The sequence below is a fragment of the Phycisphaerae bacterium genome (assembly GCA_035275405.1).
In the GTDB taxonomy this organism is placed as follows: Bacteria; Planctomycetota; Phycisphaerae; order UBA1845; family UTPLA1; genus DATEMU01.
In genome coordinates this window covers 232998-247929 of the sequence record DATEMU010000007.1, presented here as the reverse complement: position 1 = coordinate 247929, position 14932 = coordinate 232998, and the positions used below count along the sequence as shown (strand labels likewise).

14 protein-coding genes are annotated in these 14932 nt (G+C 62.2%); 13 read left to right on the top strand and 1 reads right to left on the bottom strand.

Features of this window, described 5'->3' with window-relative positions; genetic code table 11:
* Positions 1-257 precede the first annotated feature (257 nt).
* The 5 genes from VJZ71_10240 (at position 258) to VJZ71_10220 (ending at position 7953) form a co-directional block, all read left to right on the top strand.
* Positions 258-3827, top strand: a complete 3570-nt coding sequence (locus tag VJZ71_10240) for a putative Ig domain-containing protein (protein HKQ48437.1) — start codon at positions 258-260, stop codon at positions 3825-3827.
* A gap of 97 nt (positions 3828-3924) precedes the next feature.
* Positions 3925-4308 (top strand): CoA-binding protein, encoded by a 384-nt coding sequence (locus VJZ71_10235; protein HKQ48436.1) that lies wholly within the window; start codon positions 3925-3927, stop codon positions 4306-4308.
* A 282-nt stretch (positions 4309-4590) separates the two neighbouring features.
* Positions 4591-6789, top strand: a complete 2199-nt coding sequence (locus tag VJZ71_10230; GenBank protein HKQ48435.1) for a glutamine synthetase III — start codon at positions 4591-4593, stop codon at positions 6787-6789.
* Positions 6790-6958: 169 nt separating this feature from the next.
* Complete coding sequence (locus VJZ71_10225; GenBank protein HKQ48434.1) at positions 6959-7261, top strand: hypothetical protein; 303 nt, start codon at positions 6959-6961, stop codon at positions 7259-7261.
* Between the two features lie 380 nt (positions 7262-7641).
* Positions 7642-7953 (top strand): hypothetical protein, encoded by a 312-nt coding sequence (locus VJZ71_10220; GenBank protein ID HKQ48433.1) that lies wholly within the window; start codon positions 7642-7644, stop codon positions 7951-7953.
* Positions 7954-8024: 71 nt separating this feature from the next.
* On the opposite strand, the gene VJZ71_10215 is transcribed toward VJZ71_10220, so the two are convergent.
* On the bottom strand, positions 8025-8588 hold the full coding sequence (locus VJZ71_10215) for a sulfotransferase (GenBank protein ID HKQ48432.1): 564 nt from the start codon (positions 8586-8588) through the stop codon (positions 8025-8027).
* A 106-nt stretch (positions 8589-8694) separates the two neighbouring features.
* Between VJZ71_10215 and VJZ71_10210 the strand changes: the two genes are divergently transcribed.
* From VJZ71_10210 to VJZ71_10175, 8 genes are all read left to right on the top strand, one after another.
* On the top strand, positions 8695-10851 hold the full coding sequence (locus VJZ71_10210; protein ID HKQ48431.1) for a UvrD-helicase domain-containing protein: 2157 nt from the start codon (positions 8695-8697) through the stop codon (positions 10849-10851).
* 69 nt (positions 10852-10920) lie between these two features.
* Entirely contained in the window at positions 10921-11145 is a 225-nt protein-coding gene (locus VJZ71_10205; protein HKQ48430.1) for a hypothetical protein, read from the top strand.
* Between the two features lie 10 nt (positions 11146-11155).
* Positions 11156-11413, top strand: a complete 258-nt coding sequence (locus VJZ71_10200) for a hypothetical protein (GenBank protein ID HKQ48429.1) — start codon at positions 11156-11158, stop codon at positions 11411-11413.
* Between the two features lie 19 nt (positions 11414-11432).
* Complete coding sequence (locus tag VJZ71_10195) at positions 11433-12506, top strand: mannose-1-phosphate guanylyltransferase (protein HKQ48428.1); 1074 nt, start codon at positions 11433-11435, stop codon at positions 12504-12506.
* Positions 12507-12585: 79 nt separating this feature from the next.
* Entirely contained in the window at positions 12586-13017 is a 432-nt protein-coding gene (ruvX, locus tag VJZ71_10190; protein HKQ48427.1) for a Holliday junction resolvase RuvX, read from the top strand.
* A gap of 9 nt (positions 13018-13026) precedes the next feature.
* Entirely contained in the window at positions 13027-13431 is a 405-nt protein-coding gene (locus tag VJZ71_10185; protein ID HKQ48426.1) for a PEGA domain-containing protein, read from the top strand.
* A 160-nt stretch (positions 13432-13591) separates the two neighbouring features.
* Positions 13592-14212, top strand: a complete 621-nt coding sequence (locus tag VJZ71_10180) for a type II secretion system protein (protein ID HKQ48425.1) — start codon at positions 13592-13594, stop codon at positions 14210-14212.
* A 44-nt stretch (positions 14213-14256) separates the two neighbouring features.
* Positions 14257-14892 (top strand): hypothetical protein, encoded by a 636-nt coding sequence (locus VJZ71_10175; GenBank protein ID HKQ48424.1) that lies wholly within the window; start codon positions 14257-14259, stop codon positions 14890-14892.
* Positions 14893-14932: the final 40 nt, after the last annotated feature.

The window sequence follows — 14932 nt, the reverse complement described above, 5'->3', positions numbered from 1 at the left end:
GGTTGCATCATAATGCCTTGGGCTTACTCAGACGCCCTGCGAAAACATACCTCGACAGCGATTCCCGTAACGTTGACCGCCGGGCCTTGGATTCGCCCTGGCAACTCGTTAAGATGGCCCTTGGCGAAGAGGGGAATCTGGACCCGTCATTGTAAGCGAGCCGCCCTTCTGTCCTCCCTCGGAGAGGCGCTTCTGATTCCAGCGCGCATACCCCCGTGGACCGGTTGTTGCCCGTTTATTAGCAGGAGCTGACTGGCATGGCACGCACACGATTCTTCGCTCTCGCGGCGACATTCATCGCTGCTTTTTTCCTGGGAAACGCATCGCTGAATGCCGGTCAACCGCCGGAATCGATCAAGGATGCGACATTGTTGCCGGGCAATATGTCCGCCGGCGAATTTACCCTGGAGGTGGCCCCCGCCACCGCGCGCGTCGAAATTGCTGCGCTGGACGTCGCTTCGCTTCTTGCGGAAGACGAGGCCCGACCGGCACTGGATCTTCCTCCACGTTATGCCATTCCCCATCGTGTGACCGTCGGCCCGCTGACTCACGGCCAATGGCACGACATCGGAGCGGGCATGCAGCGCTGGACATTCGAAGTGGTGTCCCCCGGCGCAATCTCCATTAACCTCGGCTTTACTCGCTACGTCATGCCCGACAACGGCACCCTGGTCGTCCAGTCGACCGACGGAACCCGGCGCATTCGTCCTTTTACGGCGCGGGACAATGCGCCTCACGGAGAACTCTGGACGCCGCCCATCGCGTCCGACAGTGTTACGATCGAACTGACGATCCCGGCCGGTTCGATTCATCTCCTTGACCTCGAACTGGGCTCGATCAACATCGGTTACCGCCGCTTCGGAGACATGGTCGCCGGCGCGGAACCGGCCCCTCGTTCCGGCTCGTGCAACGTAGACGTCGCCTGCTCGACGGCCGATGCCTGGCAGAATGAAGTCCATGCCGTCGGCGTCATCTCCACCGGCGGGAGTACGTTCTGCACCGGCTCCATGCTCAACAACACGGCCCAGGATACGACGCCGTACTTTCTGACCGCCAATCACTGCGGCATCAACTCCGGCAACGCCGCCTCGCTCGTCGTTTTTTGGAATTATGAAAACTCCGTCTGCCGTGGCATCCCGGGCGGAGGCGGCGTCGGCGACGGCACCCTCACCGAGTTCACGACCGGCTCGTTCTTCCGGGCCACGTTCTCCACGTCGGACTTCACCCTTGTTGAACTCGACGAAGACCCCGACCCGGACTTTAACGTCTCGTTCAACGGCTGGAGCCGCGAGGATCGTTTCCCCCCCAGCGGCGCCTGCATTCACCACCCGAGTACCGACGAAAAGCGAATCTCGCTTTATGACATTGCGGTTCGACCGACCCGGCCGTCACACAGCTCCAGTTGGGGCTGTTCGGCATTCCCCGGCCCCGGCGACGGCACGCACATCAGCGTCTACTGGTCTCTCGGCGTGACCGAACCCGGCTCCTCCGGTTCCCCTTTGTACGACGAGTTTCATCGCGTCATCGGCCAGCTCCACGGCGGCCCTTCGGCCTGCGGACAGACCGGCGACAATCTGTCGGACTGTTATGGCCGCATCTGGCGATCCTGGACGGGCGGCGGCACCAACGCCACTCGGCTGAGTAATTGGCTCGATCCGGGCAACACGGGGGCGCTCTTTGTCGACACGCTGGCCGGCGGAGGCATGAGCGTCAGTCCCGCGGGACCGACGACGCATGTCGGCGTGATCGGCGGGCCCTTTACCAACCCCAGCGTAGTCTACACACTGTTCAATGCCTCGCCCAATTCGATCAACTACACCGTCTCGCTGACCGCCAATTTCGGGATCCTGATCGACGGCGGTACCGCTCCGCTCAACGGCACACTGGCCGCCAACGGGGGCACGGCAAACGTCACCGCCAGCCTGGGCGCGGCGATCAATTCGCTCGGCACCGGCGTCTACAATGAAACCATTGATTTCACCGATACTACAAACAGCCGCACCCTTCCGCGCCTGCACACGGTCGAGGTCGGACAGACCGGATTCACGACAACGCCTGCCAACGGCCTCGTTTCCGGCGGACCGGTCGGCGGTCCGTTCTCAGCCACACAGGCCTACACGCTGACCAGCACGCAGCCGACGGCGGTGGACATCCAGATTTCCGCGAATCAGCCGTGGATTTCCATCAATGGCGGGTCCGGACCGGTAAACGTCAACTTGAACGGAAGCGGAGCCAATACCGCCATCACCATTGGCTATTCGGCCGCCGCTAACGCGCTCGGCGCCGGGCTCTACAACGGGACCGTGACCTTCACCAACTTGAATGGCGGCTCGGGCAACACGAGCCGGCCCGTTTCACTGGAAGTGGGCCGCTTCACGTATGCCGCGACCGATCTCCCCCAAAGCATCACTGACAACAACACCATCACCAGCACGATCACCGTTCCGGACACGTACTGCATCGGTGACGTTAATGTCGAGTTGAACGTCACACATACTTTTATTGGCGACCTCCTGATCACCCTCACGTCACCCGAGGGGACCACTGTGACGCTGCACAACCGAACGGGCTCGGGTGCAGACAATATCGTGACGACGTACGACGACACCGGCGTCGATCCGCCGGACGGCCCCGGCACGCTCGCCAACTTCAACGGCACGCGAGTCAATGGCGGCTGGACGCTGACCGTCTCCGATCAGGCCAACGTGGACGTCGGTTCAGTGAATAGCTGGGCGCTCAAGATCGTGTCCGCCGGCGACGCCTGTCCCGAACGCGAAGTGATCCACAGCGTTCCGCTCACGACCAACCCGGGCTGGACGGTCCAGGGGCAGTGGGCCTTCGGTCCACCCCTCGGGGGCGGCAGTCACAGCTTTGATCCTTCCTCGGGTTTTACGGGGGCCAACGTCTACGGCTACAACCTCGCCGGTGATTATGCCAACAATCTGGCCTCCACCCAGTACCTGACGACGACGGCGTTCAACTGCCAGAACATCACGAGCGCTCAGCTTCGCTTCCGCCGACGGCTTGGAATCGAAAGCGGCACGCTCGATCACGCCAACATTCAAGTCTCCAACAATGGCACGAGTTGGACCACCGTTTGGAATCACACCAGCACCGCCATCAGTGAAAACGGCTGGTCGGCGCAAACCTACAACATCGGAGCGGTCGCCGATGGGCAAGCAACGGTCTATATCCGCTGGGGCATGGGAACGACCAACGCTTCAGTAACCTATCCCGGCTGGAACATCGACGACGTGCAGATCTGGGGCATCCCGCAGTGTCCGGCGATATCCGTCAACCCTGCCTCGCTGCCCAATGCAACGGCGGGACAGCCTTATGGACAGGCGATATCCGCGTCTGGCGGTACCGGGCCGTACACGTTCGCCGTCACAGCCGGCAGCCTTCCGGCGGGCCTGGTCCTTTCCTCCGGCGGCCTGCTCTCCGGCACTCCGACCGGCCCGATCGGACCCGCGAACTTCACGATCACGGCGACCGACGCGAACAATTGCACGGGCCAGCTCGCTTACTCGCTGACCGTCGTCTGCGCCACGATTTCGCTGTCGCCGACTTCGCTGGCAAGTACGTTTGTGGACCGGACCTACACAAAGACCATTATCGCCGGCGGAGGAGTAAGCCCATACACGTTTGGGTTGGCGGCCGGCACGCTGCCTCCGGGCGTGACGCTTTCGGCTGGTGGCGTTCTTTCGGGAACGACGACGACTGCCGGAACATACAACTTCACTGTGATGGCGACGGACGCGGCCGGATGCGCCGGCAGCCGGGCCTACTCCCTCGCCGTTCGAGTGAAGGTCGTCGATCCGTTCTGATTCGCTCCGGGCGAATCGAAAGGGTAAAATCCGTTGGAGCCCCGGTCGCGCCATTCGCCCGGCCGGGGCTTCACTATTATCCACCGGAGGAAACGACATGGCCAAAAAATCCGTCGCCGTCATCGGCGCTTCCGCTGACCGTTCCAAGTACAGCAACAAGGCTGTCCGCGCCTACCTGCGCCAGGGCTGGGAGGTCTATCCCATCAATCCAAAGGGTGGCGAAATTGAAGGGCTTGCGGCGTGCGCCTCCGTCGATCAAGTTCCTGGCAGGATTGACCGCGTTACGCTCTACCTTCCTCCCCACCTCGGCATTCAGGCCTTGCCCGCCATTGCCGGAGCCAAACCCGCGGAATTCTTCGTCAACCCCGGCGCCGAAAGCGAAGAACTCGTGGCGGAAGCCAGGAAACTCGGCCTGGAACCAATCCTCGCCTGCAGCATCATCGAAATCGGCGCCAGCCCGGGCGAGTTCCCGAACCAATAGCGCGATTGCCGAATGGAGGGATTCGAGCTATCATGAGATTTGGTGTTGCAAATGTCCCACAGGCGTTTCGATAACTCGGCCTTCGCACTCCGGCAGCAGCGCTTCCAGCGTCCCCGCCACGGGTGACGCAACTTCTTTTCTCCACTTACAATGTCCGTTTTCCGCCCTTCGGGGCCAAGATCGCTTTTTGCCCCGATCCGTTACTATTTGCGATTTCGAGTCAGGCCTTTGCCTGTATTTCAATGACTGATCGCTTTGCCTTAACTGCTCAGAGGACGAACCATGGAAACCAAAAACCGACGCTACTCCGCAATCCGGGAAATCTCCGCTCAACGCCTGCCTGCTCAAACCATCCAGGCTGACGCCCAGCCCGTCCGCGAAATCTTTGGCAAGAACGTTTTCAGCCTGTCCGTCATGCGCGCGACGCTGACCAAAGACGCCTACCAGGTCCTCATGAAGACCATCCGTGAAGGTCAACCAATGGACCCCAATATCGCCGATCTCGTCGCCAACGCGATGAAGGACTGGGCCATCGAACGCGGAGCGACCCACTACTGCCACTGGTTCCTGCCGCTCACCGGCAACACCGCCGAGAAGCACGACACCTTCCTCACGCCGACCGGCGACGGTCAGGCGCTGGTGGAGTTCTCGGGCAAGATGCTGATCAAGGGCGAGCCGGATGCGAGCAGCTTTCCCTCCGGCGGCGTGCGCTCCACCTTCGAGGCCCGCGGCTACACGGCATGGGACCCGACCAGCCCCGCTTTTCTGATGGACAGCGTCAACGGCAAGACGCTCTGCATCCCCACCGCCTTCTCCAGTTGGGATGGCACCGCGCTGGATCGAAAAACCCCGCTGCTTCGCTCCGACGCCGCGATCAATAAGCAGGCCCTGCGAATGCTCCGTCTCTTCGGCAACACGACGGCCAAGAGCGTCACCTGCACCGTCGGCCCCGAGCAGGAGTACTTCCTGATCGACCGCCGCTTCTACTTCCTCCGCCCCGACCTCATCAACTGCGGTCGGACCCTTTTCGGCGCCCGGCCCCCCAAGGGTCAGGAGATGGAGGACCACTACTTCGGCTCGATCAAGGAACGCGTCCTGGCTTTCATGATGGACGTCGAACGGACGGCCTACAAACTGGGCATCCCCATCAAGACGCGTCACAACGAAGTCGCCCCCGGCCAGTTCGAAATCGCCCCGATCTTCGAGAACATCAATATCGCCACCGATCACAACATGGTTCTCATGGAGATCATGAAGGACACGGCCCTGAAGCACGGCTTCAAGTGCCTGCTCCATGAAAAGCCCTTCGCCGGCGTCAACGGCTCCGGCAAGCACAACAACTGGTCCATGTGCGACGACGCCGGCAACAACCTCCTCGATCCCGGTCACACGCCGCACGAGAACGCCCAGTTCCTGACTTTCCTGACGGCCGTCATCCGGGCGGTGCATCGCAATTCCAAGCTCCTGCGCTCGTCCGTCGCCACCGCCGGCAACGACCATCGCCTCGGCGCGAATGAAGCCCCCCCGGCGATTATCAGCGTCTACCTCGGCGACCGGCTTACGGAGGTCGTCAATAGTCTCATCGCCGGCAAGCCGGAGGCCGGCCGCACCAGCGGGACACTCAAGCTCGGCATTTCCAGCCTGCCGCCCATCCCCCGCGACGATTCCGATCGCAACCGCACCTCGCCCTTCGCCTTCACGGGCAACAAGTTCGAGTTCCGCGCGGTCGGATCCTCGCAGTCCATCGCCTTCCCCAACACGGTGCTCAACCTCATCGTCGCCGACTCCCTGGCGGGACTGGCCGACGAGATCGAAAAGGAGCTGGCCGGCGGCACGAAGCTGGAAGCCGCCGTGCAAAAGATCGTCCAGGACAACCTGACCAAACATCAGGCCGTCCTTTTCAACGGCGACAACTACTCCGCCGCCTGGGAGGCCGAGGCCGCCAAGCGCGGTCTGCCCAACATCAAGTCGAGCGTGAATGCGCTCGGTGCGATGGTCGAGCCGGAAATCAAGGAAATGTTCCAACGCCACGAGGTCTACACGCAGACCGAGAGCGAGGCGAACTACAAGATCGCGCTGGAGGCCTACATCAAGACGATCAACATCGAGGCGCAGCTCACCGCCGACATCGCCCGCACGCTGATCCTCCCGGCCGCGCTTCGGTTTCAATCCGACATCGCGGCTGCCCTGATCGCGACCAAGCAGGCCTCGACCGCCGCCGACGCCTCCGCGCCGGAAAAGAGCCTGAAGAACGTCGCCGGCCTTACGGCCCGCCTGCAAACCGCCCTCGACACCCTCGACGAGGTCCGCAGTCGCGCCGACCACGGCGGTGGCGACATCCTCAAGCACGCGATCGTCTATCGCGACCAGATCAAACCGGCCATGAACGACGTCCGCACCGTCGCCGACCAGCTTGAATGGGTCGTCGATGACCAGTACTGGCCCATCCCCAAGTACCGCGAGATGTTGTTCATGATGTAGCCCCCCCCAATCCCCTCCCGCGATCCAGGGCCCTGAGCGGCAAAAGCCCGCCCAGGGCCTTCTTTTTTGGCAAAAAACCGTGACAGATTTCGGCGTCCCCGGCTAATGGCAAGTGATGGGTGTCGAACAACGCCCAGAAAACTGGAGCCTGGTAACAAGGAGCTAGCTCATGAACTCGCACATGAATATTGGCAAAAGGAAGTGGACACTGTGCCTCGCGGCTCTGAGTCTGACCGCTGGGACCGGCTGTGATCGCTCGCCGGAATTTCAGCGGGAATCGACAACCCATATCGTCATGGACGCGGCGACGGGCCCTGCGGCCGCGATGGCCCGCTTCATCAGCCCCTCCCTTGGAGCGAGTTTCGGATGGTGCGAATTGCCGGTCACCGAATCCCGCCTCGACAAGGCGGACTCGCTCGGCAGAACCCGCCCCGAAGCCGCGGAGCAAGTAGGGATTAGCCTGCTTCGATGAAAGCCCGAACAAGCGACGTCGACAGCGCGCCGAGGCCTGCGAGTGTAATGCACGCGGGCCTATTTTTCTGCGCTGACATGGTTCCGCGCAGTCTCAGTCGGGTTGTGAACGCGTTTTTCGCTACGCGGTCCACGAAGGGACTACTTGATTACCCCTTGGGTCACACTGCCTGCGCTGCCTCCAACATAGCCTGATATTCCGCCGCACGGGCAGCTTCAGTACTCTCGTATCCTTCTAAAAGCGCCCACACCCCGCGCCGAGCCATGACCCAAGTTCCATCCAAAGAATTCGTGACAGACTTTTGCGGCATTTTCGAATTGCTGGGTGTCGGGCGTCCTGTGACGCCTGCAAAACTGGAGCCTGGTAACGAGGAGTTAGTCATGAACACGCACAAGAACAACAACAACGGGTTGCGGGCTTGGTCGGCACTGTGCCTCGTGGCACTGGGGCTCACCGCCGGGACCGGCTGCGATTATCTGGGAACCGACTCCCAGACGACGATGGAGGCTGCGGCGAATCCGTCGGCCACGATGGCCCGCCTCTTCAATCCCGTCATCGAATCCCGCGTTGAGGAGGCGGAGTCGGCCCACCTGCTCATCGGATCACGCCTCGAAAAGGCGGAAACGTGGAGGCGCCGCCTGGAGGCCGCGGAACACTCAACCGGAAACACCCCGCTGATGATAGACCAATAGATTCCCGGTAGGTGACGCCGACAGCACGCCGAGGCCCGCGGAGGAAAATGCGGGCCTCCTTCTTGCGCCGCCTATTTCCGCTGCCGGTAGAGCGCCTGGTCCACGACGCCAGCCATCGCCGCGGTATTCAGCGCCCCTCCTAGGAGCTGATTGATCTTCGCGATGCTGTCCTTCGCGTCCTTGACCATTTCGTTGTAGCTGACGGTCACGTACTTGATGTTCGGCTGCTTGTCCATCCAGTGCATCACGTGGTCGACGTGCTTGAGCAGCATGTCGCCCATCTCCTTGTCGCTCGGCCCGCCCTCCTTGACCGTGCCGCGGCGGACCATCATCTGCTTCTGCGAGGCGAGCACCTCGTCGATATTCCGCCGCATGAAGATGATGCGGTACTGGTAGGCCGCGGGCAGATCGAGCAGGAGCTGCGAGATCATCTTGACGACCTTGCCCTTGGCGTCCGCCAGCCAGGCCGTATCCTGCTTGATCTTCTTGACCCGCTCGAACTCGTAGTAGCCTTTGGGGTTGTCCTCGTCGGCCGTGCGGATGCCGTCTGTCAGCGCACTTAGGCCCCCCGCCTCCAACATACTCATCATCATGGACGTCCCGGACCTCGGCAGGCCGGAGACAATTGTAATCACGTCGTTTGATCCCATCGTTGTTAGTCCCTTCGTCAGGCCATAATAATCGGATCGTCGCCTTCGGCAAAATGGACGCCGCCGCGTTCATCATCTATACCTTATTGTGATGTCCCCCGACGCCCTGATGGATTCGCTCACCGGCCCGCAGCGGCAGGCCGTCGCCCATATCGACGGACCGCTCCTTGTCCTTGCCGGGGCCGGCTCCGGCAAGACCCGCGTCATCACCCGCCGCGCCGCCCATATCGCCGCCGTCGCCGCCCGGCCCGATGAGGTCCTGGCCATCACCTTCACCAACAAGGCCGCCGGCGAGATGCGCGAGCGGATTTTCGCCCTCGGCGTCCCGGGTCGCATGTGGGTCCACACGTTTCACTCGCTCGGCGCCCGGCTGCTCCGCGACTACGCCTCCGCCGCGGGAATTAGCCATAACTTCACGATCTTCGACGAATCCGACCGCCGCAGCCTTCTCCGCGACGTCATCGCCGATTGCAACCTGAGTGTCGAAAACTGGCCCCCCCGCGCCGCCGAACAGGCCATCAGCGCCGCCAAGAACAAGCTGCTCACGCCCGCCCTCTTTGCCGCCGAGGCGGGCGATTTCACGACTCGCACCCTCGCCCGTATCTACGCCAAATACCAGGAGCGCATCACGGAGCAGGGCGGCTGTGACTTCGACGACCTGCTCATGCGCGTCGCCCTCATGCTCGACGAGAACGCCGAGGTACGCGAGGAACTCTCCCGCCGCTTCAAGTACCTGCTCATCGACGAATACCAGGACACGAACCGCGCCCAATACCTGATCGCCTCGCGGCTAGCCTCGACCCATCGCAACATCTGCGCGACCGGCGATCCCGACCAATCGATCTATGCCTGGCGCGGCGCCGACATCCGCAACATCCTCGACTTCGAGGACGACTACCCCGACGCCGCGGTCATCCGCCTCGAACAGAATTTCCGCAGCACGGGTGCGATCCTCTCCGCCGCCTCCAGGCTCATCGCCGAGAATACCGAGCGCAAACACAAGGACCTCTGGACCGAAGATGAGCACGGCGTGGCCGTCCGCGTCTGGTCCTGTGAAGACGAGCAACAGGAGGCCGCCAAGATCGCCGAAGATATCCGCGCCCATCTGGACGCCCGTGGCCAGGGCGGCGACATCGCGATTTTCTATCGCGTCAACGCCCTCTCCCGCGTCGTGGAGGACGAACTCCGCCACGCGAAGATCCCCTACCAGGTCGCCCGCGGCGTGGAGTTCTACGAGCGCAAAGAAATTAAGGATGTCCTCGCCTACCTCCGCGCGATCGTGAACCCCGCGGATGAGGCCGCAATCCTGCGGGCCATCAACACGCCCGCTCGCGGAATCGGCAAAACGACGATCGATCGCGTAAAGACCTATGCCCGGCAAAAAGGAGTCGGTTTCGATCAGGCGGTAGCCCTGGCGGCCGCCGAGAGTGACGCGCAAATCGGGCGGGCAGGAAAAAAGATGGCGGCCTTTGTGGCGCTGCTCGCCGAACTCCGCGCCCTGCCGCGGCGGCCCGTGCAGCCGATCATCGACGCCGTGCTTAAAAAATCGGGCCTGGAATCGTCGCTCGCCGCCGCCGGCGAAATCGACAACGAGCCCCTCGCCAACGTCTACGAACTCGCCAGCGCCGCCCATCAATACGACGCCGACAATCCCGAGGGCTCCCTGGAAGAATGGCTCCAGCAAATCTGCCTCGTGACCGACCTCGACGCGGTGGACCTCGCCGGCGGCCCGGTCACGCTGATGACACTGCACACCGCCAAGGGTCTGGAATTCCCCATCGTTTACATCGTCGGCCTGGAAGAGGGGCTGCTGCCGCACAGCCGCGCCGTGAGGGGCAGCCTTCGCGAACTGGAAGAAGAGCGCCGCCTCTGTTTCGTCGGCATGACCCGCGCCCAAGAAAAGCTCACGCTCACCCACGCCCGCTATCGCATGTTCCGCGGCATCACCGAGCGGACGATCCCCTCGCCGTTCCTCCGAGAACTGCCAAAGGACGAAATCGAACGCCAGACCTTTTCCCCCGAACGCGACCGCAGCACCGGTCATCTCGGCCGCTTCAACGACGACGCCTCGCTCCCCGCCGCCTCTGGTCTCTACCCCGGCCTCCGCGTCCGCCATGAGGAATACGGCGAGGGCCAGGTCCTGCGGATCGAGCCCCGCGGCCGTTCCACCTATGTGCGTATCCGCTTCGACGAATTCGGCGAACGCGCCTTTGCCGCCGACCACGTCTCGCTCTACATTATGGACTAGGTTTTGGGACCGGACGAAGTTCTGGACACGCTTTGAAGGGCTTCCGAAAAACTGTGCTATAATGTTTACATGATCCAGATTCACTTCAATTCCCGGGAGGAACAGCGCAAAGCCCTTGGCTGGCTGCCCGGCCGGTTCTCGTTCAAAAGCTGGCCGGATGGCCGGATGGTCGTTCCCGAAGACGCCCTCCCCCTGTTGGCGCTCGAGGGAATGTTGTTTGTCGTGGAGGGACCCGCGACGTATGAGCAAATCGTTCCGTCGGTTCGAGATCCTGCTGCCGCTCCGGTTCAATGATGGGAGCGCCGTGCCGGATGACTTGATCGCCCTATCTCTTGAGGAAATACAGGATCGGTTCGGCGCCGTCTCTTGTGAGAGCCAAACCATCCGCGGCCTCTGGCGATACGGGGGGCAATCTTATCGCGATGAGTCCGTCCGACTTTTTGTCGACGTGCCGGACGTTCCGGAAAGTATTGCGTTCTTCCGCGAATTCAAAGAACGGGCTAAGAACCGCTTCGGGCAAATCGACATTTGGATGACAACCTATCCTGTGGATATTTTTTGATCCGTAATTCGGAGTAAGTATGCGACGTTGTGCAGTCATCATGGCCGGTGGATCGGGGACGCGACTCTGGCCCCTCTCGCGCCGCCGCCGCCCCAAGCAGCTTCTCCGACTCCTTGACGGTCGCAGCCTTCTGGAGGCCGCTTTCTCGCGACTCCGCGAATTGCTACCGGCTGAGGATATCTACGTCATCGCCCTCATCGATCACATCCCTGCCATCGCCGCGGCCCTGCCCGATCTGCCTCCGGAAAACCTCATCGGCGAACCCGAAGGCCGCGACACCGCCAATGCCATCGCCCTCGCCGCCGCGCTCCTGCACAAGCAAGACCCCGACACGCTCATGGGCGTCTTCACCGCCGATCACCTGATCCGCCCGACGGACAAGTTCGTCGAGACGGTCCGCCGCGGTTTCGACGTCGCCCAGCGCGAGGCCGACGCGCTGATCACCTTCGGCATCAAGCCCTCCTCCGCCCACACCGGACTCGGCTACATTGAGTGCGCCAAGATGATCCATCCCGGTTTCTTCGCCGTCCGCTCGTTCAAGGAGAAGCCCGATCTCGCGACGGCCCAGCGCTACATCTCGTCCGGCCAATACTATTGGAACAGCGGCATGTTCGTGTGGCGGACCGCGACGATCCTGGACGAGATCCGCAAGCACTTGCCCGAGACGCAGCACGCCGTCGAGCGATTGGCCGCGGTCTGGTCCACGCCCGACGGCCCTCGCCTCGCCAGGGAGGATTACCCGCGGCTCCAGAAAATCAGCATCGACTTCGCCGTGATGGAAAAAGCCCCTCGCGTCCTCGTCCTGGAAATGGACCTCGAGTGGATCGACCTGGGAAGTTGGGCTGCCGTTGGGGGCGCCATCGGCGCCGATCGCGCCGGCAATACACAAACGGCGCCACAAGTCGCGACGCTCGACGCCCACCGCAACATCCTCGTCAGCGAGGACGACCACCTGATCGCCGCCGTCGGCGTCGAAGACCTCGTCATCGTCCACAGCCCCGACGCCACCCTCGTCTGCCGCCGCGACCAGATCGAAAGAATCAAGGATCTCGTCGCCCAACTGCAGCAGCGGCACGGAGAAAAATACTCATGACGCGAGAATGTCGCCGAAGCTGCGGCAGGGGAGTCCGTCTACTTTCGCTTTTCGCTATTCGACATTCGTAATTCCTCCTATGCCCCGCATCCTCGGCATCGACTACGGCACCAAACGCATCGGCATCGCCATCGGCGACGCCGAAACCCGCATCGCCACGCCGCTCAAGACCCTTCCCGGTCGCGGCGACACCGCCAACGACGCCGCCGCCGTCGCCGAACTGGCCGCACAGGAAGAAGCCGCCTCCATCGTCGTCGGCCTGCCCATCAGCATGGACGAGAGCGAGAGCGCTCAAACCAAACTGACGCGCAAGTTCGCCGCCGACCTCGCCCGCCTCGCCGCCAAACCCGTCCACCTTCAGGACGAGCGCCTCAGCTCTTTCGCCGCGGATGAATCGATGCAACAGGTCGGTCTCGACCCGCGGAAACGAAAACACCGGGGCGTCTCCGACCGCGTCGCCGCCCAAAAAATCCTTCAGGCCTACCTCGACGCCTTGCCGAACCATCATTAAGCTATCGCTATGGCCCGGCTTGCCTTGATCTCCTGCCTTTCATTCCTCGCCGCCACCGGCTGCATCGAACGCACCGTCTCTATCAATACAGAACCCGAGGGCGCGACCGTCCTGCTCAACGACGAAGAGGTCGGCAAATCCCCCATCCGCGTCCCCTTCACCTGGTACGGAGATTACGACATCGTCATCCGCAAGCCCGGCTACCAGACGCTCCAGACTAACCACAACATCAAGACGCCGTGGTACGAACTGCCCGGCATCGACATTTTCACCGAATGCCTGATGCCCTTTACCGTCCACGACGACCACACCCTGGACACCTTCGTGCTTCAGCCCGCCCAGCCGGTCGAGAAACAGGCGCTTTTACAGTCGGCCGATGAAATGAAAGCGCGAGCCCTCGGTCCCGTGCAGTAGCCGGAAAACTGGACCCGCGGGTGAAAGCTCCAACCTCTTATCTCCGAAACAGTTGCAGGCCAAACGAATTGGGCGAATAGCCCCCCCGGACCAATCGTTTATACTATATGCTCTAAGATGTCCTTGGGGAGTTTCGCCCCCTTCATAAGTTGGCAAAACCGTGACCCGCACCGCCTCGATTTTCACAGCCTCCCGCCATCGCCGCGGCTTCACGCTCATCGAGCTGGTCGTCGTCATCGGCATCATCGCCGTCCTGATCGGCATCCTGATCCCGGTCCTCAGCGCCGCCCGTTCGCGGGGGCGCATGACCGCGTGTTCCAACAATCTGCGACAGCTCATGCTGGCCATGCGTTCCTACCTCGATGCGAACGCCGACCTCTATCCCCATGCAACGTACATGCCCTCGATCAGTCCCTTACCTATTGAGGGCGCGACGATTTACATTGCCGACGTCCTCGCCCCGCACATGGGAGCAGAGAAGAAGGCCTTCGCGTGCCCGGCGGATGTGGGTGCGGTCCATCGCGAGGAAGAGGGCGCAACGATGCCCGACTTTCGCACTTATTATTCGACCGAGCGGTCCAGCTACGAATACCGCACCCGCCTGAACGGCCTGACGATCAAGGCTGTCCTCGACCGCCGCGCCGAATTCTCCGGCCGGCGGAGTCTCGAAAACACCTACTGGGTCTTCCGCGATTTCAATAACTTCCACGGCGACGGCGGCAAGCCCGGCGCCCGCCGATATGTGTACAACGACACCCATGTGGGAGATTTTGAGGATTAGGTAGGGCGGGTTCTACCCGCCGTTCAGACATCCGGAGTGCTAACGTGACGACAAATAACAACTCGAAGTTTCTGCTCATCAGTGGTGTGCTGGTCGTCGCCCTCGGCGCGGGGGCCTGGGGCCTCACCGCGGTCTTGTCCGAGCCGCCGCCCAGCGAAACACAGCTCTTGCTCGCCGAGGCCAGGGAAGACCCCAACAAGCTGATAGAAAAGATGCGCGATGAGAGCCTGACGGAGGAGCAGCGTGAAAAGCTCCGCCAGAATATGCGCGAGGTCTTTGAGTCGCGCATGGATGAAGCTGTCAACGAGTATTACGCCGCCAAGCCGGAGGATCGCGAGGCGATCATCAACCGGCACATTGACGAGATGGAGAAATGGCGCAAGGCCCGCGAAGACCGCGAGCGCGAGGAACAGGAAAAGGCCAGGTCCTCCGGCAAATCCGACGAGGAGATTGAGAAGGAGCGCGAAAAAGAGCGTGAAGAGCGGCGCAAGAATCGGGAAAACCGCTCGCGCGAAGAACGAAAATCTGATTCCGAGACCCGCAGCCCCGACAGCCGCGCCCGCCGCATGGCCTATCGCGACGCCATGCGCAAGCAGATGCAGGCCCGCGGCATCGAGCCCCCCCGCTGGGGCCCCGGAGGCGGAGGCGGCGGACCGGGCGGCGGCCCCGGACGAGGGTAATCCTCATCGCAAGCTTGAAATAGCCTTCAAATGACTAAAG

Bases quoted from the DNA above. Each gene is read 5' to 3' on its own strand.
- VJZ71_10240 (HKQ48437.1), top strand. From the start codon at position 258: ATGGCACGCACACGATTCTTCGCTCTCGCGGCGACATTCATCGCTGCT.
- VJZ71_10235 (HKQ48436.1), top strand. From the start codon at position 3,925: ATGGCCAAAAAATCCGTCGCCGTCATCGGCGCTTCCGCTGACCGTTCC.
- VJZ71_10230 (HKQ48435.1), top strand. From the start codon at position 4,591: ATGGAAACCAAAAACCGACGCTACTCCGCAATCCGGGAAATCTCCGCT.
- VJZ71_10225 (HKQ48434.1), top strand. From the start codon at position 6,959: ATGAACTCGCACATGAATATTGGCAAAAGGAAGTGGACACTGTGCCTC.
- VJZ71_10220 (HKQ48433.1), top strand. From the start codon at position 7,642: ATGAACACGCACAAGAACAACAACAACGGGTTGCGGGCTTGGTCGGCA.
- VJZ71_10210 (HKQ48431.1), top strand. From the start codon at position 8,695: ATGTCCCCCGACGCCCTGATGGATTCGCTCACCGGCCCGCAGCGGCAG.
- VJZ71_10205 (HKQ48430.1), top strand. From the start codon at position 10,921: ATGATCCAGATTCACTTCAATTCCCGGGAGGAACAGCGCAAAGCCCTT.
- VJZ71_10195 (HKQ48428.1), top strand. From the start codon at position 11,433: ATGCGACGTTGTGCAGTCATCATGGCCGGTGGATCGGGGACGCGACTC.
- ruvX (HKQ48427.1), top strand. From the start codon at position 12,586: ATGCCCCGCATCCTCGGCATCGACTACGGCACCAAACGCATCGGCATC.
- VJZ71_10185 (HKQ48426.1), top strand. From the start codon at position 13,027: ATGGCCCGGCTTGCCTTGATCTCCTGCCTTTCATTCCTCGCCGCCACC.